Source organism: Cystobacter fuscus DSM 2262, assembly GCF_000335475.2.
GTDB classification, from domain to species: domain Bacteria; phylum Myxococcota; class Myxococcia; order Myxococcales; family Myxococcaceae; genus Cystobacter; species Cystobacter fuscus.
This window is the reverse complement of sequence record NZ_ANAH02000011.1, coordinates 94442-120064: the sequence shown is the minus strand read 5'-3', so window position 1 is coordinate 120064 and position 25623 is coordinate 94442. Positions and strand designations below refer to the sequence as shown.

Below are 25623 nucleotides of genomic sequence, written 5' to 3'. Positions count from 1 at the left end.
CGGTCACTTCCAAGGGCGACGCGACTCCTCAGGAGGAAAGTCTACTCGGAGAGAGGCCCTAACATTAACCGCCTCGCCAGGGCCTCTGCATTAGGCCTTCCGGCTGCCCCACGCCGGTTTTGTCAGGACCTCGAAGTCCACTGCTTGGCCACCTGCTCCACAACATGGCGCATGCGATTGCTCCTCCGCAGTCTCTTCTCGTGAAGGTTGGCCAGATTTGGGTCATCAACTCCGGGGATATGGTGCACTGACGCACCCGACGTCCAGATTCCGATTGAAGTAGGTTCGGCGTGCAGGCCATCCCGGAGCTGGTGGTAGGTGATGTCGATCCAGTAGCCGCAGCTCTCCACCCACCAGTGCGAGGGTTCGTTGGAAAAGGTTTCGGGCTCCTCTTCATCAAACGGTATGGCCTGACCCAGACTAATTCGTCCACGGACTGTCCACGCCGTTATGCCCAGTTTTTCCAGTACCATCACCAGTGCCGTAGAAGCATCCTGACAATCGATGGGGGTGGAGCCAGGTTGCCCGGCTAAGGCAGCCCTGACAGAGGCCGCGACGCGCAACAACGATTCCCTATTAGTACCGGCAATTGCCGCAGCTTGGTGAATAAGATAAGGATTTATCACAGGCTGCTCAGGGATTCGGATACCTTCGGGAAGTTGTCCCATCTGGGATGCCAGTTCGGCAGCAATCACCGCTAGTTGCGCATCCCGCTTCTCGCCTTTCGGAAGGTCCGCGATCGTCTGCCCGTCAAGGCCAGTCTTTATGTGGATGAGGCTGAAGTGGGTCAGGTGCCGGGTGTGGGCGACGTTTGCCCGAAGACGGTTTTGAGCCTTCAACTCATGCAGCGCCCACCTTGCCCGGTTACCGAAGGCAATCACCCAACCGGTGATATGTCCTATTTCGCGCTCAAGCCTGCTGAGATTGACGGGCTGGAGCAGATCCTCTTCATTACCCTCCGTCCGTCCAGTCCTGCCGATGGCCGAGCGATCGTACTCTACTCGGGTCCATGCGTTAGTAATGGTCGCTTCTTCGGAGGTTGGGACTCCAGGCGGGCCCCACCTACGCAGGTGCTCGATTACCTTGTCCAGATGTGTGCGGGTCTGCTTGGCCGCGGGACGGCGGGCTAATAACTCTTCGTATCCCGGGCAAGAGAAGACGTAGGCAACTTGGGTGTTTGTGCCAACTTCGATCCAGGGACGTCCATCCGGTTTGCCCATGCTGTCAAAGCCCCGTTTAGTAACTTCCAACCCCTTAGTACTACAGTTGGACTTCCCCTCTGGGGGCATGCGGCCTCGCTTCGAGGAAAGTCCAACTGTAGTACTAGAGCCGGTTTCGGTTGGAGTCTGATTTGACCCTCTGCCCGAGGGGCAACCAGCCAGGAATGAGCCCTATCGGAACCGACTCTTAGTACTACTTGGTCACTTCCTGAGTGAGACCTCGCTCCTCCATAGGGGAATTCTCCTCGGCGAGCACGCGAAGTGACCGAGTAGGACTAGGGCTGCTCCCCGAAATAACGCTTCACCAGCTCCCGATTGCGCGGCAGCAGCGGCCCCGTGGAATGTCCCGCCTCCGCGTCGCCCCGCGCGCCCTCCCCCCGCGCCCCGCCCCCTGGACCCGCCTCGCGCCGCTCCGGCTCCACGGCCTTCAGGCCCCACAAGCCCGCGGCCTCGCCGCCCTGCCCCTTGGGCAGGGGCTTGAAGGCGAGCCGCTCGGGATCCATCTCCGCCTTCTCGCCGAACACGAGCGGCTGGGTCTCCTTGCCCCCGCCCTCGCCCACTCCCTTGCCCTTGCCCTTGCCCGCCCCACGGCTCGCATGGCCTCGCGAACGGCCCTCGCCCTCGCCGTTGCCCTCCCCCTCGCCTTGTTCCCGGCCGGAGCGGGCTCCCTTGCGGCCCTCCCCCTGACCAAAGCGCCGCTCCAGCTCACGCTGACGGCGCTCGAGCGTCGCGCGCAGGTCCGCCACCTCCGCGCGCGAGCGGGGCGTCTGCTCGCCCTGGCTCCCCGCGCCCCCCGCCTCGCCGGTCCGGGGTGCCTCACCCGGCTGGCTCTCTCCAGAAGAGCCGGGAGAAGAGCCGAGCTTCATCAGCGCGCTCTCCAGGGCCTCGCGCTCGCGCGTGGCGGCCTCGGCACCCGAGGCGGCGTCCAGCGCGGACTCCAGCTCCCGCGCGGCCTCGGACGCGGAGGCCAGCTCGGCGGCGGCCCGCGCGGCCTGGGCATCGAGGGAGTGGTCCAGACGATCGGCGGCCTCCCAATCGGCGGCGTCGAAGCGGCCCTCGGCGACCTCCTCGGCCAGCCGGCGCAGCTCCTCGTCCACGGCGGAGCCCGGGGGTTCTTCTTGGGCGAGCGCCTCGGCCTTGGCGCGCACGGCGTCCACCTTCGCCGCGGCGGCCGCGTTGGCGGGGCGCACCGCGCGGGCGGGCAGTGGCAGCAGCAGGCCCGCGGCGAGGAAGACGAGCGCCGCGAGCAGGGCGCCCACCGGACGCCGCCAGGCCACCGGGGGCGGAGTCACCGCGCGGGCGTACTGGTTGGCGGCGAACTCCCACTCTCCCACGGGACGCTCCAGACGGGTGAGCAGCAAGCCGCCCGCGCCCGCCGAGCGATCCGCGAGCACCGCGGCGTGGGCGAGGGACACGCGCCGGGCGCGCGCCCGGAGAAACCACCAGACGCCCGAGGCGAGCAGCGGCACGGGCAGCACCCAGAGGACGGAGTCGCGCAGCACCAGCCGGCCCACCACGCACGCGGTGGCGGCGGCCCACACGGGCACCGCGCCCGCCTCGGCGAAGCGCACGGTGTGCAGGCGTCGCTGGACGCGCCGCACGGGCGCGAGCACGAGGGCCTGGAGACGGCGTTCATCGCTGGCGGGCATTGGACTCGAGTCTCAGCCAGGAGGCCGTCCCATCACAAGCCGGACAGAAGGAGCCGCCTCCACGCCCCCGGCTATCCGCCAGACGTCACTCCCCGGCGAAACGCGCCCCGGGCGGCGGTGGGCGCGCGTAGAGACGCCGCGACACCCACAGGAGGCGGCTCGAATGAAGCTCCAAGGAAAGGTTGCCCTCATCACCGGCGCGGACTCGGGAATCGGCAAGGCGACGGCGGAGATCTTCGCCCGGGAGGGGGCGAGCGTCGGCATCATCTACCACTCGGACGAGCAGGGCGCCCAGGAGACGCGCCGCCTCGTGGAGGCCTATGGACGGCGCGCACTCGTCCTGCAGGGAGACGTGGGGGACTCGGCCTCGGTGGCGAGGTTCTTCGAGCGCACGGTGGCGGAGCTGGGCGTGCTCGACGTCCTCGTGAACAACGCGGGCCAGGGCATGGGGAGCAAGGTCCCCGTCGACGAGCTGGAGGACGCGCAGCTGGAGAAGATCCTCCGCGTCAACCTCATGGGGCCCGTCTTCTGTGCCCGCGCCTTCATCAAGCTGCGCAAGAAGCACGGCGGCAAGGGGCGCATCGTGAACATCAGCTCGGTGGCCCAGCATCTGCCCACGCCGGAGAGCGCACCCTACGGCATGTCCAAGGCGGGCCTCGGCTCGTTCACGCGCAGCCTGTCGGTGGAGCTCGCCCCGCACCGCATCAACGTCAACGGCATCGCCCCCGGCCTCATCCAGACGCCCATGACGCAGAAGCGCCTGGACGACCCCAAGCAGCGCGAGCAATCCCTCGAGCAGATTCCCTGGCACCGCGCGGGGCAGCCCGAGGAGATCGCCCGGCTGGCGCTCTTCCTCGCCTCGGATGACGGCGACTACGTCACCGGGCAGACGTGGACGATCGACGGCGGCCTGACGATGAACTGGGGAGGCGCCTGAGCCGAGCGCTTCCCCTCGGAGCGCGCTAACCCGCCTGGGCGCGGGAGGGAACGGGCCGCGCCTCGGGCAGCGGATAGGCCTCCCACCCGGGGGGCCACACCACGCGCTCGGCGGTGAAGCGGTGGGTGTCGTCCTCGGGCCAGGGCGCGCCGAGTGGCTCCTCCACCAGCTCGAAGACGCCGTGATCGAAGGGGCGCCCGGGGCCCGGAGTGGCGCGCACCACCCGCTCGCGCAGGCCCCGCCCGGCCAGCTCCAGCGAGCGGTAATGGCAGTAGGGGTTGTTGCCACGCTGGTTGAAGAGCGTATGCGCCATCTGGCTGCAGCCGCCCCGGCATGCCTCGGCGTAGCGGCAGCCCCCGCAGTAGCCCCACATGTGCGAGACGCCCTCGGGTGCTCCCGCGCCCATGTTGAAGGTGAGCTCGCGCGTCTCCAGGATGTCGGACAGCGGCTGCTGGCGGATGTTGCCGCCGATGTACTCGGAGGGCAGCGTGGGGCAGCCCTTGACGCTGCCATCCGCGTGGATGCCGAGCACGGACAGTCCGGCCATGCAGCCCGACCAGCCCTTGCCGAGACTCGCGAAGAGCCACTCGTCGTACGGGCCGTAATAGCCAATGTCGTTGGCGGGCGCGAGGGCGAGCCGTTCTTCCTTGAGCGCGCGCACGGCGACGCGGGCGAGCGTGCGGTAGAGCTCGGGCAGCTCCGCGGGCTGCAACAACATCCACGCGTTGTCCGCGCCGTTGCCCATGGGAGAGGTGAGCTGCAACTGCCAGGCGCGGATGCCGGCGTCGCGCAGGCGCACGTACAGCTCGGGCAGCTCCGGGGCGGACAGACGGTTGATCTGCGTGTTCGCGCTGAAGGGCAGTCCCACCTCGCGGAAGTGCCCCAACGTCTCGAAACAGAAGCGGAACGAGCCGGGCTTGCCACGGATGCGATCATGCGTGGCCGCCAGCCCATCCACGGACACGGAGACGTGCGCGATGCCCACCTCCTTCATCTTGCGCGCCGTCTCGCGCGAGAGGCCGTAGCCTCCCGTCACCATGGTGCAGCGCATGCCGTGGGCGGAGATGGCCCGCGCGATGTCGAGCCAGTCCGGGCGCAGGAACGCCTCGCCGCCCTCGATGGTCACCTCCTGGATGCCGGACTCGGCGAGCTGGCGCACCAGGTCCAGCGCCTCCTCGGCCGACAGTTCATCCTCGCGTTTGCTCCCCGCGCGCGAGCCGCAGTGGCCGCAAGCGAGGTTGCATTTCAGGGTGAGCTCCCACACGGCGAGCGCCGTGCGGGGTTGGATGACCGGGGGCGGCATGACGCGAGCAGAAGCCTAGAGCGAGTCCTTGCTCAGGTCCGTGGGGGGAGGCGTGGGCGGAGGCGGGGGCAGCGCGTAGCGGGCGCTGCCGCCGCGCACGGTGTCCAGCGAGCCCTCCTCGATCTCCAGCACCTCGCGGGTGCGCTCCTTCTGGCGCTCGATGACCTGCGTGCGGGGCAGCTTCTTCTCGACCTTCGTCGTCATGGCGGACCCTCTCACTGATGGTGGAGACGGGAATTCTAGGGAAAACCCAAGCCCTGGGTCAAATCCCGGCCCGGAAGACGGACGCGCGCCCGGAAGAGCCCATCGACAGGCGGCGCGAAACACGACGCCCCGGACCGTGGCTCGAAAAGGCCAGGGTACCGGGGCGTCGTGCTTCCACCAGCGGACGAGCGGCTCCCTCGAGGAGGAGGGAGCCGCCCGGACGGCGTCACTGCACCGCGAAGATCAGGTCGTCGCGGTCATCGTAGGCGCCGCTGCTGCAGGCGGACGCGCTGCCCTGGTAGCGGAAGTTGGCGCGGATGGCCTGCACGCTGCCCGCGGGCAGGGTGTACGTGGCGGAGATGGTGGTGGTGCCGGTGGAGCTCGGGCTGTACGTGCCGATGAGCGTCCAGGTGGGGCTCGCCACGTTCGTCGTGTAGTAGAGGTCCAGCTTGTCCGAGGACGTGGAGTAGGCATACACGGTGGCGTCGATCTTCACCGTCTTGCCCGCGGCCAGGTTCGTGCCGTCCGTGGTGCTCACCTTGAGGGCGTCGTTGGACTCATCCGAGTGGTAGGTGCCCGAGGAGCCGTCCGCGCAGCTCGAGTTGATGGTGTTGGGCGCGTTCGACTCGGGGCCCCGGCTACCACGGCCGTTGAGCAGCGTGCCCGAGTCGCAGCCGATGCCCGCCGCGGCGCAGCGGGGCGCCTTGTACGTCGCGTCGTAGGTCGCGGTCGGGATCGTCCCACCGCCACCGCCATCGCCGCCCGTCGGAGGAGGCGTGACGCCCGTGGTGGCGCCCTTGGCCACCTCGGCCACGAACGAGGCGCCCAGCTTGGCGAACTTCACCGAGTTGGCCGCCGTGCCGCCCATGTACGCCAGCGTGTCACCCGTGGTGTGGATCTTCGGGTTGCTCGTGCTCATCGACGCCTCGAAGGGCATCGAGGCCGGGTAGCCCGCGCTGGTCCACGAGGCGTGGTCCGAGCAGCCGTAGCCACAGGTGATGTTGGTGTAGGTGAGCCCCGGCTGGTACTTGGTGATGAGGCTGGTGGTGAACGCGTTGAGCGTGGCGTTGGTGTTGTCCGTCACCATGCTGAAGTCGTAGCTGGAGCCCTTGTAGTTGGTCATGTCCAGCTGCAGCACGCCCACCACGTTCACGCTGCTCGCCTTGAACGAGTTGGCGATGGCCTTGGAGCCGTACAGGCCCACCTCCTCGCCCGCGTACGCCATGAACTTCACCGTGCGCGCCGGCTTGTAGCCATTGAGCACCGCCACGCGCAGCACCTCGGTCACCGAGGCCACGCCCGACGCGTCGTCATCCGCGCCCGGCGCCGTGCCCGTGGAGGGGCTGCTCTGGTTGATGGAGTCCAGGTGGCCGCCAATCACCACCACCTCGTTGGGCAGCGTGGTGCCCTGGATGGTGGCGATGACGGAGGGCTGCTTCCAGGTGTGCGCGAACTGCTCCACCGTGATGTCCGAGCGCCCGGCGGCGATCGTCGTCCACTTGTTCTTGAGCCAGGTGGACGCGTCCACGCCGTTCTGCACGTTGTAGTAGCGGTTGGGCCAGTTGGTGGACAGCGAGTTGATGGTGCCGCGGATCTCCGTCTCCGTCACCGAGCCCAGCAGCGCGCTCACCGACTCGGGGTTGTTGATGTTGTAGCTGATGAGCGAGGCGGCCAGCGTCGGGGGAGCGTTGGCGGCCTCCATCGCCGCGAGCGCCTCCTCCTGGGAGTCATGGGCGATGAAGCCCGCGCAGCGGTTGAGCTTGTCGTGCACCGCCAGCGCCAGCTGCTCCACGTGGGACTCGCTCACGCGCAGCACCGCCACGCCGCCCTTCTGGACCGTGGGCGCGGCCAGCTTCAGCCCCTTGCCCTGGAAGACACCCCGCACGGGCTCCAGCGCGTCCGTGCCGATGGTGATCCACACCTGCTTCTCCCGCGGGGCCTCCGCCAACGCGGGCGTGGCACACGCGAGCCATACGGCGACAGAACCGAACTTGCTCATTCCCATGGACTTCTCCTCGGGTGCTTCTTCAGGGGGGTAGTGCAAACCGGAGCAGTCCGGTTCTCACTAAAGGTGGACTTATCCACCAATGCAGGAACTTATTGCACCCACGGCCCTCCTGGGAAGATTTCGAATCGTGAAGTCTCCGACGAAGGTCGGCGGACGTTGGAGGTCAGAGCATCAAGCCCCCCGGGAGGGAGGGGTGCGCGGAGGCGGCGCTCCCGGGTGGGGCCATTCGTGATAGCAACCCCCGAATGCAGCCAGGCGAGCCGCTCTTCGTTCATCCAGGATTGAAGGTCAGACCGTGTGAGTGGGGGTACGGGGTGTTCTCGGACGAGGCCATCCCCGAGGGGACCATCCTGGAGGAGTGCCACTATCTCAAGGCGCCCTTCCGCACGGTGCGCACCTCACCGATGTCGGACTACGTGTTCAACATCGAGTGGGGCCCCCACGAGGAGGACCAGGGCGGCGAGTGGGTGGCGATCGTGTTCGGCTTCGGGATGATCTACAACCACTCGCAGGAGCCCAACGTGTCGTACTACCGGGGCTACCAGCGCGGCCCCTCGCCCAAGGACGTGTTCACCTTCTACGCGCTGCGTGACATCGAGCCGGGGGAGCAGTTGTGCATCAGCTACGGGGAGAACTGGTGGAACACGCGCGGCCAGCAGATGCCCTGAGCCCGGGCCGCTCGCCCGCCTGAGTGCTCCCCCCGTGAACGGCCACCGGACGGCGCGCGCGTCCCGGAAGAGGCGCCGGGAGGGGAGGCATGGGTGCTTCCGTACGCCCGTCCGTGTATGATTCCAGCGCGTCTGGATCAACACGGGGGGTGGCTCCACGGGCTTCGTGCTCCGCGACAATGGACGGCGCCTCCCCTTCTCAACCCCCCGGTTCGGGAACGCGTCGCAGGGAACGTCGCCGGACATGAAGAACAACGAAGCCATCGCCCAGAGCAGGTCGCTGCCGCCGCGCCCCAGGGCCGTGGCGGGAGCACTGGACGAGCGGAGGGTGGCCGCGGAGCTGGAGGCGCTCTACCCACCGGCGCCCGCCGTGCCGGAGCCGCCCCCGGGCCCGCCCGCCCCCGCGTCCTTCGACGACACGCGCCCCGGCAAGCGGGTGCACAAGCTGCGCCCCGGCGTGAACCTGCAGCACTACGAGCTCATCCGCGAGCTGGGCAGCGGCGGCATGGGCACCGTCTTCCTCGCACGCGACGTGCGGCTCGGCCGGCGCGTGGCCATCAAGTTCCTGCACACCCAGGACCCCGAGCTCACCCAGCGCTTCATCCTCGAGGCGCGCGCCACCGCGCGCTGCAGCCACGAGAACATCGTCATCATCCATGAGGTGGGCGAGTACGAGAACAGCCCCTTCATGGTGTTGGAGTACCTCCAGGGCCAGCCCCTCACCAAGGCGATCGGCACGGCCCAGCTGCCACCCACACGCGCCGTCGAATTGATGGTGCCGGTGGTCAAGGCGCTCGCGTGTGCCCACGAGCAGGGCATCGTCCACCGCGACCTCAAGCCGGAGAACATCATCGTCACCGACTCGGGCGCCATCAAGGTGCTCGACTTCGGCATCGCCAAGACGCTCCAGGGCGCGGAGACGTCCGACTCCGCCGCGTTCCCCGGTCCGCTCCGGGTGCCCTCCGGCGGCCCCCAGGAGCAGGGCGAGCTCACCCACTTCGGTGCCCTCATGGGCACCATGGCGTACATGTCCCCGGAGCAGTGGGGCATCGGCGTGCCGGTGGATCACCGCACGGACATCTGGGCGGTGGGCATCCTGCTCTTCCAGATGCTCGCCGGGAAGCACCCGTTGGAGCCGCTGCGCGGCCCGCAGCTCATGGTCACCGGCGTGCTCGACGATCCCATGCCGCGCCTGCGGCAGATGGCGCCCCGGGTGCCCGCGGAGCTGGCGGCCGTCGTCGACCGCTGCCTGCGCAAACACAAGGAGGAGCGCTTCGCGGACGCGCACTCGCTCTTGCGCGCCCTGGAGCCCTTCCTGCCGGGGCGCGTCGGCCGCGAGCTGAGGCTCGACGAGAGCCCCTACGCGGGCCTGTCCTCCTTCCAGGAGGCCGACGCGGACCGCTTCTTCGGCCGCACGCGGGAGATCGCCGCGCTCGTCAACCGCATCCAGGACCGGCCGCTGCTCGCGGTGGTGGGCCCCTCGGGCACGGGCAAGTCCTCCTTCGTGCGCGCGGGCCTGGTGCCCGTGCTCAAGCGCTCGGGCACCGCCTGGGACGCGATCGTCATCCGCCCCGGCCGCCACCCCCTGTCCGCCCTGGCGAGCACCGTGGTGCCCCTGATGAGCTCCACCACCACCGTGGAGGAGGACATCCAGGAGCAGGAGCGGCTCATGGAGCGGCTGTACGCCGAGCCCGGCTACGTGGGCAGCGTGCTGCGCAGCCGCGCCCGGCGCCAGAAGCGGAGGATCCTCGTCTTCGTCGACCAGTTCGAGGAGCTCTACACGCTGGTGCCCGACGCGCGCGAGCGCCTGGCCTTCACCGCGTGTCTGACGGGCATCGCGGACGACGCGACGAGCCCCATCCGCCTCGTCGTCTCCCTGCGCTCGGACTTCCTGGACCGGGTGCCCGAGGACGAGCAGTTCATGGCGGAGCTGGCCCAGGGGCTCTTCTTCCTCACCTCGCCCTCGCGCGAGGGCCTGCGCGACGCGCTGGTGCAGCCCGCGGAGATGGCCGGCTACCAGTTCGAGACGCCCGCCCTGGTGGACAACATGCTGGAGCACCTGGAGGCCACCCAGGGCGCGCTGCCCCTGCTCCAGTTCGCCGCCACGCAGTTGTGGGAGGAGCGGGACAAGAAGAAGCAGCAGCTCACCGTGGACGCCTACAAGTCGATGGGCGGCATCGTCGGCGCGCTCGCCAGCCACGCGGACAGCGTGCTCGCGGGCATGTCCGCCCCGGAGCGCGCGCTGGTGCGGGCGCTGTGTCTGCGCCTGGTGACGCCCGAGCGCACCCGCGCCCTGGTGGCGGTGGACGAGCTGCGCGAGCTGACGAAGGACACCGCGGAGATGCAGCGGCTCATCGACCACCTGGTGCAGGCGCGTCTGCTCGTCGTGCAGACGGGAGGCGGCGCGACGGGGGCCACGGTGGAGATGGTCCACGAGTCGCTCATCCACAGCTGGCCCACGCTCAAGCGCTGGCTGGACGAGGGCCAGGAGGACTCGGCGTTCCTCGAGCAGCTGCGCCACGCGGCCCGGCAGTGGCAGGCGAACAACCAGGACTCCAACCTCTTGTGGCGCGGCGAGCTGGTGGACGAGGCCGCGCACTTCCAGCGGCGCTTCCGCGGGGAGCTGCCGAAGCAGCAGCGCGACTTCCTCGCGGCCGTGTCCGCGCAGGCCAGGAAGCGCCGGCGGCTCAGGAGCGTGATGGTGGCCGGCAGCACGACGTTCCTGGTGCTGCTGGTCATCGCGGCGGCGGTGGCGCTGGTGGTCATCCGCAACTCGCAGCGCGAGGCCCAGCGGCAGGCGGCGGCGGCCCAGGCGGCCGAGGCGGTGGCGCGCGGGGCGGAGACGGCGGCGCGCGCGGCGGAGGCCGAGGCCCGCCAGCGGCTCGCCGAGGTGCAGGCCAAGGAGCTGGAGCGACAGAAGGCCCAGAAGGCGGCGGAAGAGGCCAACGAGCGGGTGGAGCTGTCCAACGCCGAGCTGCTGCGCAAGAACGACGAGCTGATCCTCGCGCTGCAACGCGCCCAGGTGGCGCGGCTGCGCGCGAAGACGGCCCGCAAGCGCGCCGAGCACAGCGCCGTCACCGCGCGCGACGCCCAGGAGGACGCCATCCGCGCGGCGAGCGAGCTGTCCAGCCTGCTGCACCGCGAGCAGCAGCGCGCGCAGCGTCTGCAATCCCAGCTCGGCGGCCCCGTCATCGAGGTGTTGAAGTGAGGCACGCCGTGACAAGGGGGCGCGTGGCCCTGGCCATGTCGGTGGCGCTGCTGTCCCCGTGGGCCCCGCCGCCACTGGCGGCGCCACGCTCCCGCGCTCCCCAGCAGACCCTCTCCGCGCCCGAGGGGAGCCGGGGAAAGCAGACGGGCTCCCGGAAGGCCCGCGACAAGCGGTCGCCGAAGGCGCCTGCCGCCCCCGGGCCGTCCTCGTCCGAGCCCCCGCCCTCCGCCCTCGCGCCCGACGCCCCCACGCAGCCCCGTCCGGAGGCGACTCCGCCCGCGCCGCCCCCGAGCCCCGCCCCCGAGCGCCCCTGGGCCCAGGGCGTGCCGCTCGAGAATCAGCAGCGGGCGCTCGAGCTGTTCCAGGCGGGCAATGCCCTGCTCAAGGACGCCGTCTTCGTGAAGGCCAGCGAGAAGTACCGCGAGGCCCTCGGGCTGTGGAGCCACCCGGCCATCCACTACAACCTCGCGCTGGCGTTGATGAACCTGGACCAGCCCCTCGAGGTGCACGAGCACCTGGAGGCCGCGCTGCGCTTTGGCGTCGAGCCGCTGGAGGCGGAGAAGTTCGAGTACGCGCGCAACTACAAGCTGCTGCTCGAGAAGCAGCTCGCGCGTCTGGACGTCACCTGCGACACGCCCGGCGCCACCGTGCTGCTGGATGGCAAGCCCCTGTTCCAGGCCCCCGGGAACTACTCGGGCCTGGTGCGTCCGGGCGCGCACACCCTCACGGCGACGCGCCAGGGCCACCTGCCCCAGAACCTGAACCGCACCCTGCTGCCCGGCGAGACGGCCCACGTCGCGCTGCGGCTGTACACCACCGAGGAGCTCACGCGCTACCGACGCCGGTTCCCCGTCGCCATGCCCTGGCTGGTGATGGGCGCGGGGGCGGCGCTCGCCGGAGGCAGCGCCTGGATGCACGTGCGGGGCCGCAGCCACTTCCGCTCCTTCGACGAGGGCATCGCCGCGTGCGGCGGCTGCGTGCCGCCCCTCTCCCTCGCCACCCAGCTCGAGCGGGGCTACCTGCTACAGACCTCGGCCATCGTCGGCTATACCGTCGGGGGCGCGGCCTTCATCACGGGCGCGGTCCTCACCGCGCTCAACCAACCCCAGGCCTACCGCATCGACCCGGCCCAGCTCGCCCAGCCCCAGGTGAGCATCAGCCCGCTGCTGGGTGGCGGCTCGGGCGGAGTCCAGGCCCTGGTGCGCTTCTAAGAGAAGACTCCCATGAACCGAGTGCATTCCTCCGCCCTCCCCACCCGCCGCGACCGCCCGTGGCCCTGGGCCGTGCTGCTCGGGGCGCCCTTCCTCGTGCTCTTCTTCACCGCCTGCTTCGAGCCCACGAGCGTCATCTGCGCCACCGGGCTGGTGTGCCCCGCGGGCCAGCAGTGCGCCGCGAACCAGGACGTGTGCCTCAAGACGGACTGCGGCGATGGCCGCCTCCAGCCGGGCGAGGCCTGTGACGACGGCAACCTGCTCGAGGGCGATGGGTGCAACCGGGACTGCCGCTCCATCGAGGTGTGCGGCAACGGCATCGTGGACGTGAGCCAGGGCGAGAAGTGCGATGACGGCAACACCCGGGACGGCGACAAGTGCGGCGCCGACTGCAAGTCCAACGAGGCGTGTGGCAACGGCATCACCGACACCCAGGTGGGCGAGCAGTGCGACGACGGCAACAACGACAACGGCGATGGGTGCAGCGCCGACTGTCTGTCGCTGGAGGTGTGCGGCAACGGCTACACGGACGGCTCGCGGGACGAGCAGTGCGACGACGGCAACACCGAGGGGGGCGACGGGTGCAGCGCCGACTGCAAGTCCAACGAGATCTGCGGCAATGGCATCGTGGACCAGGCGCGCGGCGAGGTGTGTGACGACGGCAACACCGAGGAGGGCGACGGGTGCAGCGTGGACTGCAAGTCCGACGAGACGTGTGGCAACGGCATCGTGGACCGGGCCGTCGGCGAGCTGTGTGACGACGGCAACACCCTGCCCAACGACGAGTGCAGCTTCGACTGCCGCTCGGGCAAGGGCTGCGGCAACGGCATCCGCGACGATGACGAGGAGTGCGACGACGGCAACACGTCCAACAACGACAACTGCCTGAACTCCTGCCTGCTGGCGATCTGCGGCGATGCCGTCGTGGATCGGCAGCAGCCGCGCCTGGAGGACTGCGACGACGGCAAGGAGACGAAGCAGTGCAACCACAACTGCACCTGGCGCGTGTGCGGCGATGGGCTGGTGAACGCCACCGCCGGGGAGCACTGCGACAACCCGGGCGCCGTCGACAGCCTCGGCTGTGACAGCGACTGCACCATCGCCGTGTGCGGAGACAACCACGTCAACACCGTGCGCGGCGAGCAGTGCGACACGGGAGGCAACTCCCCGACCTGCGACGCCGATTGCACCCCGGCCGTCTGCGGTGACCGGTTCCTCAACCCGGCGGCGGGCGAGCAGTGCGACACCGGCGGCTTCTCCGCCTGGTGCGACAACGACTGCACGCCCGCGGCCTGTGGCGATGGCCTCGCCAACCTCCAGGCGAACGAGCAGTGTGACGACGGCAACCGGAGCGACGAGGACGACTGCCTCGGCACGTGCCGGCCCAACGTCTGCGGCGACGGGCGGTTGAACCGCAACGGCCCCAAGCGCGTCGAGGTCTGCGACGACGGCAACGCCATCACCGAGACCGAGTGCCCCTACGGCACCCTCCAATGCACGGCGTGCAACGCCACCTGCTCGGAGAGCCGCACCCTGAAGGGCCGGGCCTGTGGCGATGGCGTCGTGAACGACGCGCGCGAGAAGTGCGACGACGGCAACACCACCACCGAGACCGCCTGTCCCTATGGCGTGCCCCAGTGCACGGCCTGTGACGCGGTGTGCTCGGCCGTCCTCACCCTCACCGGCCCCCGCTGCGGCGATGGCGTCGTGAATGGCCCGAACGAGAAGTGCGACGACGGCAACACCCTCACCGAGACCACCTGCGACGACGGCACCGCCCAGTGCACCCGGTGCGACGCCACGTGCTCGGCCATCCTCACCCTCACCGGCCCCGTCTGTGGAGACGGCGTCACGAACGGCCCGAGCGAGAAGTGCGACGACGGCAACACCCTGGCCTGTGGCACCTGCGACAACACGTGCACCCGCGCCCAGCTCTCCCAGGCCAGTGGCCTGCTCACCATCCAGAACCGCGGCGTCTTCTTCCGGGAGGGGGACACCTTCACCCTCGACGACGGCCTCCACCCTCCGGTGGTGTTCGAGTTCGACCGCGATGGCTCCGTCGCCCCGGGCCACCAGAAAGTGCCCGTCACCAACGGCCTCCCCACCGACCAGGTGGCCCAGTCCATCTACTCCGCCATCAACGGCGTGGGTGGTGACTTCCAGATCTCCGCTTCGTCCGTCGAGGGCAACTACGTCTTCCTCACCCACGACCAGCACGGCGCCTTCGGCAACAGGCCCATCCTCGAGAGCACCGACAGCACCGGCGACGTGAAGGACGCCCTCATCGCCACCGGCATGGCGGGCGGCAAGGGCTTCGACTGTCCACAGGCCACCGGCTGCGCGCGCAACGAGGACTGCGCGCCCTCCCTCTCCTGCTCCCCCACCACCCACACCTGCGTGCCTCCCTGAATCCCCGGGCAGGTGGGAGTCCTACACCTCGCACCTGAGCGCACGTGAAGACTGATTCATTTGACTTTCCAACCAGGGCGAAGAATGAACGCGGCGCGTTGATGTTACACGCGGCATGTTTTCTCCCGGCACGCTCCTCCCTCGTCATTCCTCGGGTCTCGCATGATGTCCTTCGTCCTCCTGGCCCAGACGGGCAATGAGCAGGTTGGCTGGCTGAGCCGCAAGCTGCTCGGCGTCACCCTCACCAGCGCCGAGTGGGTGCTGTGGGTGCTGGTGGTGCTCTCGGTGTTCTCCATCGGGCTGATGCTCGAGCGCACGGTGTACTTCGCCACGCACCGGCTGCCGGACTCCGAGGCGCTCGCGGTGCGGCTGGCCCGGGGCGAGCTGGAGGCGGTGCGCGCCGCGGTGGGTGAGCGCAAGGGAATGGAGGCCGCGGTGCTGCGCGAGGCGCTGGCCTCGGTGGAGCAGGGCCCGGACACGGTGGAGCAGGTGATCGCCTCCACGGTGGCGCGCGAGCGTCCCCAGTACGAGCGCTACCTGTCCTTCCTGGGCACGCTGGGCAACAACGCGCCCTTCATCGGGCTGTTCGGCACGGTGCTCGGCATCATCAAGGCCTTCCACGACCTGGGCAACATGGGCGCCAAGGGCGCCGCCATCCAGCAGACGGTGATGGCGGGCATCTCCGAGGCGCTCGTCGCCACGGCGGTGGGTCTGGCGGTGGCCATCCCCGCGGTGGTCGCCTTCAACGTCTTCAACCGCCAGCTCAAGACACTCACCTCGCGCACCAACGCGCTGGGCCATGCGCTCGTGGGCAGCCTCAAGGCCCGCAACGGCTCGCGCCCCGGTGCCTCCACGGAGGCTCGCTAGTCCATGGCCGGCGGCGCGCAGGACAACGACGAGGAGATCACCGGCATCAACGTCACCCCGCTGGTGGACGTGGTGCTCGTGCTGCTCATCATCTTCATGGTGACGGCCAACTTCATCGTGCGCGAGACGGTGGAGGTGGACCTGCCCCGGGCCGCCAACGGTGGCGAGACGGTGCAGGGGCTCGTCAACGTGGTGGTCGACAAGCAGGGCAAGCTCTTCTTCGACGGCGCGGAGGTGAGCGAGGACGAGATGCGCCGCCGCGTCACCGAGGCGCTGGCCAAGGACAAGGAGACGCGCGCCATCATCAGCGCGGATCAGAGCCTGCCGTATGGCCGGGTGATGCGGCTCATCGACGTGGTGAAGGGCCAGGGCATCGCCAAGTTCGCGCTCAACATCGAGAAGGACGTGGCGCCCACGGCCTCTCCCGCCACGCCCTGAGGAGGGCCCCCGGACATGAGCCAGGCCACCCTCTCCGCCCTGCCCCCTCGCCGCTCCCGCGACTGGGTGCCCATGTTCCTGCTCGTGTCGCTGGGCGCCCACGGGGTGGGCTTCGCCCTGCTCTCGAACGTGGCGGAGCGCCCGGCGCCCGACATGCAGCGGCCCGTGGAGATACAAATGGTGGAGGTCATCAAGCCGCCTCCCCCTCCGCCACCTCCGCCCGAGCAGGAGCCGCCCAAGCCGCCCCCGCCCAAGCCGAAGGCGCCGCCCCCGGTGAAGGTGGCCCGGGCCGAGAAGCCGCCTCCGCCGCCTCCGCCAGACGCGCCGCCCCCGCCCCCCAACGACGCGCCTCCGCCCGAGCCATCCGCCAAGCCGGTGCCGCTGGTGGTGGGCCTGTCGCTGTCCTCCACCACGGCCGCGGGCGGCTTCGCCGCGCCGGTGGGCAACACCGTCTATGGCAAGACGGGCAACACGGCGGCGGATCCCAAGGACGTGAAGGGGTACTCGGCGCCCAAGTACGTGCCCGTGTACCAGGTGGATACCCAGCCCACGGTCGCCTCGGAGGTGAAGATTCCCTACCCCGACGAGGCCCGGCGCGCGGGCGTCGAGGGCTCGGTCACCATGTCCATCACCATCGACGCCGAGGGGCGCGTGGTGAAGGTCGTCGTCGTCAAGGGGCTCGGCTACGGGCTCGACGAGGCGGCGCGCGGCGCCCTCCTGCGCTTCCGCTTCAAGCCCGCCATCAAGAACGGCGAGCCGGTGTCCACGGAGATGAAGTACTCCTACACCTTCGTGCTGGACTGACGGGCCCGCGCCGGGCCCGCTCGGGGCCTCAGCTCACCGCGGGCTTCGTGCCCGGCGCCAGGTGCACGTTGATGCTCTTGCTGCCCGACACCGACAGGTACGTCTCCACGTTGCCCTTGCCGCCCGGCTCGAAGGAGATGACCTGCTCGTGGGAGCCGAACTTCGCCTCGATGCTCAGCTTGCTGCCCGCGGTGGTGTAGGTCGCCTGGGCGGCCCTGGAGCCATTGAGGTTGATCTCCGCCTTGCCGCCCTCGAGCAGCTTGAGCGTGAGCGACAGCTCGCCCTTGTAGAAGGGGGTGTCGATCTTCCCCTTGAAGGCCGCCTGCTGGGGACCGAGGTCCACGAACTCGCCGCCGCCCACGTTCACGAAGAAGACCACCTGCGCGAAGATGTTCAGCGGCGTGCCCGAGGCGGTGCCTTTGCCAATGAAGTTGCGAAAGTCGACCATGCTGTCTCCCGCCGGAGTGGAAGGGGAGCGGCGTGCCGCCCCACTGGAGAGTCCACATCGTATGCACGCCAGTGCCTCGCGCCCGACAGGCTTTTGACGCGCGGGGAGCGGGTGTCAGGGGGCCAACGGGCCGACCCGGCGCGCGCTACGGCGCGGGGACGAGGAAGTCCTTGATGACGGCCATGTGCTGCATGTTGGTGGCGCCGCTGTCCGCGCTCTGTGCCGGGGAGATGTCCGACAAGGGCGAGTACACGCGCGTGTCCACCACGAGGCCCCCGCTGAAGGAGCTCGCGCCGATGACGGTGGACGTCTGGTAGGCGCGCAGGTTGCTGCTCACCAGCACATGGTCATACGGCTTGGCGCGCGTGGCGTTGGTGTTGCCATTGCCATTCCTGTCCGCCGGGTAGGGGCTCGCGGTGGAGACCACGGAGGAGAAGGTGGAGAAGAGCGCCTCGCTCCGGGAGTCGGAGTTGAAGTCGCCGCCGATGGCGATGAAGGAGCCCGCGGGCACCTTGGACTTGATGAAGTTGACGAGGTTGGTCGCCTCGGTGTTGCGCACGGAGCTGCTCGTGGTGAGCAGGTGCACGCTCACCACCCAGAGGTCCGTGGGGCCCGGGATGTCGATGCGCGCCCAGGCGAAGTCGCGGTTGGTGACCTGCGTGTCGTCCCACTCGCCCGAGGCGACGATGGGGTAGCGGCTGATGACGCCGTTGGGGATCTGCGCGCCGGCCTCGCGGTAGTAATAGAAGCTCGAGCCGAAGGCGGTGTTGACGAAGGAGCGGATGGCGGTGGCGGAGTTGTCGCCGTAGTTGAACTCCTGGATCATCACCACGTCGGGCTTCGTTCCCTGGAAGATGCGCGTGCCGTTGCCCGGGTCGTAGCTCTGGTAGTTGCCGCTGGAGATGTTGGCGGCCATCAGCCGCACCCGGGTGCTGGCGAGCGGCGCGCTCTGGGAGACGGCGTCCGAGGCCATCGGAGCGTCCGACCCGATGTCTCCTCCGCAAGCGGAGAGCGAGAGGGAGAGAAGGGAGAAGAGCAGACGCGAGCCAACACGGCTCTGCTTCGAGGCGAGGGAGCTGAGGGGCATGAAGTTGTCCGGTGGGAGGGCGAGGAGGCAAGCCCATCAGACAAGGAAGGAGGGCAAGCCAGCAAGGGGGCCCCTGGGTTGTACCGCTGCTCACCCATGCACATCTCCACGAGCGTTGGCCTCGAAGCCAGGGAGCGACAGCGATGCGAAAGGCAATGGCCGGCGCGGCGGTGTGCGTGCTGGGACTGACAGGCTGTATGGGCGCCCCCTTGCGGTACGGTCCGTCCGAGCCGCTCGTGGACACCCAGGTGCCCATCCAGCAGGCGGAGGAGGCGGGTGCCGCCCAGCATCCCGATGCGGCGCAACACCTGGAGTGGGCACGGCAGCAAACGCAGGGTGCGCGCCGGCTGATCGAACAGAACCGGCGGGATGAAGCGGCGCTGTTCCTGAAGCGGGCGGCGGCGGACGCGGAGCTGGCCCTGGCGCTGGCACGCGAGGCCCCGGCCCGCGCCGAGGCTGATCAGGTGCTCCAGCAGGTGCGTGAGCTCCAGCAGACCACGGTGCCAGCGCAATGACGACGGGAATGCCCAGGGAGAGAGCCATGCGGGGATGGAAGGCATTGACATGGGGAGTGCTTGGGACCGTGGCGCTCTCGGGGTGCGCGGCCATGACACCGCGCGAGCTGGTGGATGCGCGCGGTGCCTATCAAGAGGCCTCCGCGGGCCCGGCGGTGCAGTACGCCCCGGACGCCCTCGGACAGGCCCGGGAAGCGCTCGACGAGGCCAACCGCTCCTATGATCGCGAGAAGAACACGGAGCGCACGCGCACGCTCGCCTACGTGGCGCTGCGCCGGGCGCAGATCGCCGAGTCCCTCGCCCGCACTGCGGTGGCCCTGCATGAGCGGCAAGAGGCGGAGCAACAGCTCGCCCTGATTCGGACAGAGGACGCCGAGCGCGTGCGGCGGGAGCTGGCGCAGTCGCGCCAGGAGCTCGCCGAGGCGCAGCGGCTGCGCGCGGAGGCGGAGCAGCGCCAGGCGGAGATCCAACGCCAGCAGGAGGAGACGGCGCGCCTCCAGGCCGAGCAGGACGCCCAGGCCCGAGCCCAGCGCGAGGAGCAGGAGCGCCAGGCGAAGCTCACCGAGAGCCAGAGCCGGATGGAGCAGCTCAACGCGCAGCTCGAGCAGGAGCGCCAGGCGCGGCTCCAGGCGGAGCAGCGCGCCGCGGCCGCCGAGGCCGAGGCCCGCGCCCAGCGCGAGGTGGCCGACGAGCTGCGCAACATCCGCCAGGTCCAGGTGAAGGAGGAGTCGCGGGGCCTGGTGCTCACGCTCTCCGGCAGCGTGCTGTTCCGCTCGGGCAGCTCGGATCTCCTCGTGTCGGCCCGGCGGCGGCTCAACGAGGTGGCCGAGGCGCTCAAGAAGGCGCCGAACCCGCTCGTCATCGAGGGGCACACCGACAGCCTGGGCTCGGCGGAGCTCAACGAGGAGCTGTCGTATCTGCGCGCCGAGGCCGTGCGCGACTACCTCATCGGCCGGGGCGTGGACCCCGAGCGCATCCGCACCGAGGGGCGGGGCAAGGACGAGCCCGTCGCCTCCAACGCCACCGCCGAGGGCCGCGCCAACAACCGCCGCGTGGAGATCATCCTCGAGCGCGGCGTGGGTGGCTCGGGCGCGCGGCAGGACCCCAAGCCGTAGCCAATGAAAAGGCCCCGCCGCCCGACAGGGGCCGCGGGGCCTTCCGCGCTCACGCGAGCGCGCCCGGAGACTCAGGGCTTGGCGGGGGCGAGCTGCGAGGGGTGGCTGGGCACCTCGATCTCACCGGCGACGATCTTCGCGCGCAGCTCCTCGACCTTCTGCAGGGCCGCCTCGCGCCCGGGGAACTCCACGCGCACGGGGGCGTAGGTGACGCCACCCTCCTTGAGGCCCAGCACCACGTCGCCGCCCGTCAGCTTGCCCTCGCGCAAGTCACGCACGGCCTCGTACACGGCCAGGTCCACGCGCTTCACCATCGAGGTGAGCATCGCCTCGGGCGCGAGCGGGGACTGATCCGAGTCCACGCCGATGACGAACACGTTCTTCTTCGCCGCGCGCGCCTCCTTCACCGACTGGATGACCCCCAGGCCGTCCGAGCCGGCCGCGTGGAAGATGATGTCCGCGCCCTTGGAGACCAGATCCTGAGCCACCGCCTTGCCGGCGGACACGTTGTCGAAGCTGCCGGTGTAGTTCACCAGCACCGTCGCCTTGGGGTTGGTGGCGGCCACGCCCGCGCGGAAGCCCGCCTCGAACTTCTTGATGAGGGGCACCTCGATGCCGCCCACGAAGCCCACCTTGCCCACCTGCGTGACGAGCCCCGCCAGCGCGCCCACGAGGAAGCTGCCCTGCTCCTCGCGGAACACCGCCGTGCGCACGTTGGGCAGCGTGTACGGCTTGCCATCCGCGCCGACGATGGGACTGTCGATGAGCAGGAACTTCGCCTCCGGGTTGCGCTTGGCCACCGTCTCCACGGCGCCCTCGAGCATGAAGCCCACGCCCACGGACATGTCCACGCCCTGGTCCACCAGCAGCTGCAGGTTGGGCTCGTAGTCCTCGGCCACCTTGCTCTGCAGCACCACCGGGGTGACACCCACCGGGGCGATGCCGCGCGAGGCCAGGTCCTGCACGAGCGTCGCCTTCAACTCCTCCGGGGAGGCGTCCGCGTAGCGGCCCGACTCCATCTTCTTGCCGGCGGCCCACAACTCCAGCCCGCGCAGCGCCGAGTCATTGAAGGAGTGATCTCCCCGGCCGCCCACGTCCGTCACCAGGCCCACCTTCAAATCCTTGGCCTTGGGGGCCTCGGGGGGGGCGGAAGGAGCGGCGGCGGAAGGAGCCGTGCCCGCCGGCTTCTCGTCCGACTGCTTCTTGCAGCCGGACACGAGCACCAGGGCGGACAGCAGGGACAGGCGCAACAAGGAGGAGGAAGGGGCCATGGTCGGCCTCTAGCAGAGCCGCGCCCTCCCCATCAAGTCACCCCGGCCCCTCAACCGAGCCACTCAACCGAGGAGCGCCGCTCCGATGATGCCGCTGTCGTCGCCCAGCTCGGCCTCGGTGATGAGCAGCCCCTCGCGCGACGTGCGGGAGGAGAACTGCTGCACGCCCTCCACCACGCGGCGGCGCAGCCCCGGGCAGTGCGTCAGCACGCCGCCGCCCAGGATGAGCCGCGCCGGGTTGAGCACCGTCACCTGGTTGGCCACGGCCATCGCCAGGTACAAGCCGATGCGCTCGTACAGCTCGCGCGCCACGGCGTCGCCCCTCTCCGCCGCCTGCTCCAGCGTCACCGGCGTCACCAGGTCGGGGTTGCCCCCCGTCAGCTCACGCACCATCGGCGCCTTGCCCGAGGCCAGCAGCTCGCGCGTCTGCGCGATGATGTTGTGGCCGCCCGCGTAGGCCTCCAGGCAGCCCTTCTCGCCGCAGCCGCACAGACGCCCGTCCGGCACCACCTTGGTGTGGCCCAGCTCTCCGGCCACCCCGCCGCCGCCCTGGATGAGCTTCCCATGGGAGATGGCGGCGCTGCCCACGCCCGAGCCCACGAACACCGTGTACATGTCCTGGGAGCCCCGCCCCGCGCCCGCGCGGAACTCGCCCCAGGCCGCCGCGCGCAGGTCGTTCACCAGCCGCACCGAGTGGCCCAGGCGCTGGGCCAGCAACGAGCCCAGCGGCACGTTGCGCCAGCCCAGGTTGGGCGCCACCGCCATCACGCCCGAGTCCCCTTGAATCTGCCCGGCGGCGCCCACGCCGCACGTGCGCACGTCCGCGGTGCCCGCGTCCTTGAGCGCGTGCAGGGCCGCCTGGGCGATGGCTTCCACCACCGCCGGAGGCGTGCGCTCCTCGAGCGCCACCTTGTTGGCGGCGATGATCTTCCCCTGCTCATCCACGACCGCGGCACGCGCGAACGTGCCACCGAGATCGATACCAAGCCTGGCCATGTGCGTGCCTTCTCCGTCCGTCACGGAAACCCGTGCCCCGGGTAGGGGCGTCCGGGCCCCTTTAACTCAGGCGCCAACCTCGCGCTGCATCTTCTCCACCGTGCCCTCGATGAGCTGGCGGATCTCCTCCAGCCGCTCGGGGGTGCGCGCCTCGAAGCGCAGCACCAGGATGGGCTGGGTGTTGGAGGCCCGGATGAGCCCCCAACCATCCGAGAACGTCACCCGCACCCCATCCACGTCCACCAGGGCGTGGCCCGCCTTGCGCAGCCACTCGGTGGCCCGGCGGACGATCTCGAACTTCTGCTCCTCGCGCGTGTCCACGCGCAGCTCGGGCGTGGCGTACGTCCGGGGCACGTCCGCGAGCAGCTCCGACAGCGTCTGCTTCTCGTGGGTGAGGATCTCCAAGAGGCGCGCCGAGGAGTACACGGCGTCATCGAAGCCGAAGTAGCGGTTCTTGAAGAAGATGTGGCCGCTCATCTCCCCGGCCAGCTCCGCGTGCTCCTCCTTCATCTTCGCCTTGATGAGCGAGTGGCCCGCCTTCCACATCACGGCCTTGCCACCGTTCTTCGCGATGTCGTCGTAGAGCGTGTAGGAGCACTTCACCTCGCCCACGATGGCCGCGCCGGGGCTCGCCTTGAGCACGTAGCGGCTGAAGAGGATCATCAGCTGGTCGCCCCAGAGGATGTTGCCCTGGTCGTCCACCACGCCGATGCGATCGCTGTCGCCGTCGTAGGCGATGCCCACCTCGGCCTTCTCGCGCTTCACCGCGGCGATGAGGTCCTGCATGTTCTCCACCACCGTGGGGTCCGGGTGGTGGTTGGGGAAGCGCGCGTCCATGTCGCAGAACAGCGGCACCACCTCGAAGCCCATGCTCTCGAAGAGCGGCACGGCCACCGCGCCCCCCGTGCCGTTGCCCGCGTCGATGACGATCTTCATCCCCTTGCGGCCCACCTTCACCGTCTGGGTGACGAAGTGGTTGTACGGGGTGATGATGTCATAGGGGCTCACCGTGCCCGGCAGCTCGGCGCACTCGAAGTCGCGCTCCTCGATGAGCTTGCGCAGCGCCTGGATCTCCGGGCCGTGGAAGGTCGTCTTGCCCGCGCCAATCTTGAAGCCGTTGTACTCGGGCGGGTTGTGGCTGCCGGTGATCATCGCCAGGCCGTCCACCGGCAGGGTGTTGGCGGCGAAGTACGTCAGCGGCGTGGGCACCACCCCCACGTCGAACACGTTGAGCCCCGTGCTCGTCAGGCCCCGGCACAGCGCATCGCGGAAGGTCGTCGAGGACTCGCGGCAGTCCCGGCCCACCACCACGCTGCGCCCACCCTTGCGCCGCACCACCGTGCCTAGTCCCTGCCCGAGCAATTCCACCACTTCGGGCGTGAGATCCTTATCGACCAGTCCACGGATGTCGTACTCGCGAAAGATGTGCGCGTTCATGAGGCAGTGTTTTTCCTGAAGCCCTCGAGGGGAGTCCGGTTCGAGGGCGGCGCACTGTACACAAGCGCGGATCGGGCGGGTATCCAAGCGCGGTTGGATCAGCCGCCCCTCCCCCCGGCCGCTCCCCGGCCAGGAACAAATCCTTCACCCCCGGAGTTTGACGCGGGGCGCCACCTACACGTTCCCACTTCCCGACTCCCGGCGCTCAGCCCCCCACCGGCTCGGCGACGGAGGAGGAGGACTGCTCCAGGGGCACGTGGCCCTCGGCGTCCTTCACCCCGGCGAGCCGCTGGTCGAGCTCGGCGCTCAGGTGCTCGAAGACGTCCCGGCCGATGGCTCCCTTCTGGTAGCTCTTGAGCAGCGCGTCCTTCTCCACGATGAGCATGCGCCGCACCGCCTCCTCGTGCTCCTCCTCGTGGAAGCGCGTCGTCTGCTGCTTGAGGGCGGACAGCTCCCGCTCGGCCTCGGCGGCCTTGAGCTGGTAGTCGCGCTCGAGCTGCTCGAGCACGTCCGCGGGGATGTCGCGCGTGCGGCGCATGGACTCCAGCGACGTGAGGGCCGCGTGGATGGCGCTCATCCGCCCCCGCGCCCGCTCGTACTTCTCCTGGTAGACGTCCTTGACGACCGTGATGCCCAGCCGCTTGAGCAGCGGCGCCATGGTGAGCCCCTGGACGATGATGGAGAGCACCACCACGCCGAACGTCATGTTCACCAGCAGCTCGCGGTGGGCGAAGTCGTCGGGGAGGCCCAGCACCAGCACCATGGAGATGGCGCCGCGCAGGCCGCTCCAGGTGAGCACCGCGCTCCAGCTCCAGGGCATGCGCTCGGAGGTGAAGCGCAAGAGCCCCGACACCAGGAACACCACCACCGCGCGCCCGGCGAGCACCGCCCCGTACGCCAGCAGGATGGGCTTCCACGACGCGAGCAGCGAGGCGAGCTGCACCTCCAGCCCGATGAGCAGGAACACCACCGAGTTGAGCGCGAACGCCAGGTACTCCCAGAAGCTCGCCACCGCCACGCGCGTGGTGGGGCTCATGCTCAGGTGCGCCGTCCAGTTGCCGCACAGCATGCCGGCCGTCACCGTGGCGATGACGCCCGAGTAGTGGAAGTGCTCGGCCACCACGAACGAGCCGTAGGCCGCGATGACCGTGAGGGTGATCTCCACCATGGCGTCATCCACGCGTTGAATCACCTGGGACACGCCGAAGCCCACCGCGCCCCCGATGAGCCCGCCCATGCCCGCCACCCGGATGAAGTCCAGCGTCGCCCCCCCCACGGTGAACTGCCCTCCGGACGCCACCGCCACGATGAGCGTGAAGAGCACCACGGCCGTGCCGTCGTTGAGCAGGCTCTCGCCCTCCACCAGCACCGCGAGCCGCTTGGGCGCGCCCAGCACCTTGAACAGTCCCACCACCGCGATGGGATCCGTGGAGACGATGACCGCGGCGAACACCAGCGCGGACAGGAAGCCGAAGCCGGGCACCAGATTCATCCCCCCCACCACCGGCGACAGGAGCAGCGCGGTGATCGCCACCGACGCCACCACCCCGGGAATGGCCAGCGCGTGGATGGCCAGCTTGTTCTTCCAGAACTTGCGGAACTCCACGTGGAAGGCCGCCTCGAAGATGAGCCCCGGCAGGATGATGGCGAAGAGCAGCTCCTTCGTCAGATGCGGCGGCTCGAAGGCATGCACCACCCCCAGCGTCAGCCCCGCCACCACCAGCGCCACCGTGTAGGGAAACTTGAAGTAGCGCGCCACGATCGCCACCGCCGTCGCGATGGAGAAGAGCAGCACGAAGCCCAGCTCGAAGTTCATCGTCCCACCAAT

General features: G+C 69.6%; 20 protein-coding genes and 1 pseudogene. 10 read left to right on the top strand and 11 right to left on the bottom strand.

Annotated elements, in window-relative coordinates; translation table 11 throughout:
• Window positions 1–122 precede the first annotated feature (122 nt).
• Together D187_RS55320 and D187_RS20870 are read right to left on the bottom strand one after the other, a co-directional pair.
• On the bottom strand, window positions 123–1220 hold the full coding sequence (locus D187_RS55320) for a hypothetical protein (RefSeq protein WP_155893478.1): 1098 nt from the start codon (window positions 1218–1220) through the stop codon (window positions 123–125).
• A gap of 275 nt (window positions 1221–1495) precedes the next feature.
• The gene (locus D187_RS20870) at window positions 1496–2869 is read right to left on the bottom strand and encodes a hypothetical protein (RefSeq protein WP_002626539.1); all 1374 of its coding nucleotides are present in this window, start codon (window positions 2867–2869) and stop codon (window positions 1496–1498) included.
• A 163-nt stretch (window positions 2870–3032) separates the two neighbouring features.
• On the opposite strand from D187_RS20870, the gene D187_RS20865 reads away from it, so the two are divergent.
• Complete coding sequence (locus tag D187_RS20865) at window positions 3033–3806, top strand: SDR family NAD(P)-dependent oxidoreductase (RefSeq protein ID WP_002626538.1); 774 nt, start codon at window positions 3033–3035, stop codon at window positions 3804–3806.
• Between the two features lie 25 nt (window positions 3807–3831).
• On the opposite strand, the gene D187_RS20860 is transcribed toward D187_RS20865, so the two are convergent.
• The 3 genes from D187_RS20860 to D187_RS20850 form a co-directional block, all read right to left on the bottom strand.
• A complete protein-coding gene (locus D187_RS20860; protein ID WP_002626537.1) occupies window positions 3832–5109 on the bottom strand; it encodes a radical SAM/SPASM domain-containing protein in 1278 nt (425 codons plus the stop codon).
• Between the two features lie 15 nt (window positions 5110–5124).
• Window positions 5125–5313 (bottom strand): hypothetical protein, encoded by a 189-nt coding sequence (locus tag D187_RS20855; protein WP_002626536.1) that lies wholly within the window; start codon window positions 5311–5313, stop codon window positions 5125–5127.
• A gap of 226 nt (window positions 5314–5539) precedes the next feature.
• Window positions 5540–7318: a M20/M25/M40 family metallo-hydrolase gene (locus D187_RS20850; protein ID WP_043430892.1), complete on the bottom strand. Its 1779-nt coding sequence runs from the start codon at window positions 7316–7318 to the stop codon at window positions 5540–5542.
• A gap of 317 nt (window positions 7319–7635) precedes the next feature.
• Between D187_RS20850 and D187_RS20845 the strand changes: the two genes are divergently transcribed.
• The 7 genes from D187_RS20845 (at window position 7636) to D187_RS20815 (ending at window position 16926) form a co-directional block, all read left to right on the top strand.
• Window positions 7636–7989 carry an SET domain-containing protein-lysine N-methyltransferase gene (locus tag D187_RS20845; protein WP_002626533.1) on the top strand — a complete coding sequence of 118 codons (354 nt, stop codon included), beginning with the start codon at window positions 7636–7638 and terminating at the stop codon, window positions 7987–7989.
• A 244-nt stretch (window positions 7990–8233) separates the two neighbouring features.
• Window positions 8234–11197, top strand: a complete 2964-nt coding sequence (locus D187_RS20840) for a serine/threonine-protein kinase (RefSeq protein WP_002626532.1) — start codon at window positions 8234–8236, stop codon at window positions 11195–11197.
• Between the two features lie 8 nt (window positions 11198–11205).
• Complete coding sequence (locus D187_RS20835) at window positions 11206–12408, top strand: peptidase associated/transthyretin-like domain-containing protein (protein ID WP_155893477.1); 1203 nt, start codon at window positions 11206–11208, stop codon at window positions 12406–12408.
• 12 nt (window positions 12409–12420) lie between these two features.
• Complete coding sequence (locus D187_RS20830; protein WP_051256451.1) at window positions 12421–14817, top strand: DUF4215 domain-containing protein; 2397 nt, start codon at window positions 12421–12423, stop codon at window positions 14815–14817.
• Between the two features lie 162 nt (window positions 14818–14979).
• Window positions 14980–15684 (top strand): MotA/TolQ/ExbB proton channel family protein, encoded by a 705-nt coding sequence (locus D187_RS20825; protein WP_002626529.1) that lies wholly within the window; start codon window positions 14980–14982, stop codon window positions 15682–15684.
• A gap of 3 nt (window positions 15685–15687) precedes the next feature.
• Window positions 15688–16122: an ExbD/TolR family protein gene (locus tag D187_RS20820; protein ID WP_002626527.1), complete on the top strand. Its 435-nt coding sequence runs from the start codon at window positions 15688–15690 to the stop codon at window positions 16120–16122.
• Between the two features lie 15 nt (window positions 16123–16137).
• A complete protein-coding gene (locus D187_RS20815) occupies window positions 16138–16926 on the top strand; it encodes an energy transducer TonB (RefSeq protein WP_002626526.1) in 789 nt (262 codons plus the stop codon).
• Window positions 16927–16954: 28 nt separating this feature from the next.
• On the opposite strand, the gene D187_RS20810 is transcribed toward D187_RS20815, so the two are convergent.
• Window positions 16955–17374, bottom strand: coding sequence for a hypothetical protein (locus tag D187_RS20810; protein WP_002626524.1), 420 nt, complete (start codon window positions 17372–17374; stop codon window positions 16955–16957).
• Between the two features lie 154 nt (window positions 17375–17528).
• Window positions 17529–18347: pseudogene (locus D187_RS20805) on the bottom strand (endonuclease/exonuclease/phosphatase family protein); the annotation flags it as partial.
• A gap of 257 nt (window positions 18348–18604) precedes the next feature.
• Between D187_RS20805 and D187_RS20800 the strand changes: the two are divergent.
• Both D187_RS20800 and D187_RS20795 read left to right on the top strand, forming a co-directional pair.
• Window positions 18605–18976, top strand: a complete 372-nt coding sequence (locus tag D187_RS20800; RefSeq protein WP_043430887.1) for a DUF4398 domain-containing protein — start codon at window positions 18605–18607, stop codon at window positions 18974–18976.
• Window positions 18977–19002: 26 nt separating this feature from the next.
• A complete protein-coding gene (locus D187_RS20795; protein ID WP_043430885.1) occupies window positions 19003–20091 on the top strand; it encodes an OmpA family protein in 1089 nt (362 codons plus the stop codon).
• Between the two features lie 71 nt (window positions 20092–20162).
• Here the strand turns inward: D187_RS20795 and D187_RS20790 are convergent, their stop codons facing one another.
• From D187_RS20790 to D187_RS20775, 4 genes are all read right to left on the bottom strand, one after another.
• Entirely contained in the window at window positions 20163–21362 is a 1200-nt protein-coding gene (locus D187_RS20790) for a BMP family lipoprotein (RefSeq protein ID WP_002626515.1), read from the bottom strand.
• Between the two features lie 63 nt (window positions 21363–21425).
• On the bottom strand, window positions 21426–22358 hold the full coding sequence (locus tag D187_RS20785) for an ROK family protein (RefSeq protein WP_002626513.1): 933 nt from the start codon (window positions 22356–22358) through the stop codon (window positions 21426–21428).
• A gap of 66 nt (window positions 22359–22424) precedes the next feature.
• Window positions 22425–23795, bottom strand: coding sequence for a phosphomannomutase/phosphoglucomutase (locus D187_RS20780; RefSeq protein WP_002626511.1), 1371 nt, complete (start codon window positions 23793–23795; stop codon window positions 22425–22427).
• A 205-nt stretch (window positions 23796–24000) separates the two neighbouring features.
• Window positions 24001–25611: a Na+/H+ antiporter gene (locus tag D187_RS20775; RefSeq protein WP_002626510.1), complete on the bottom strand. Its 1611-nt coding sequence runs from the start codon at window positions 25609–25611 to the stop codon at window positions 24001–24003.
• Window positions 25612–25623: the final 12 nt, after the last annotated feature.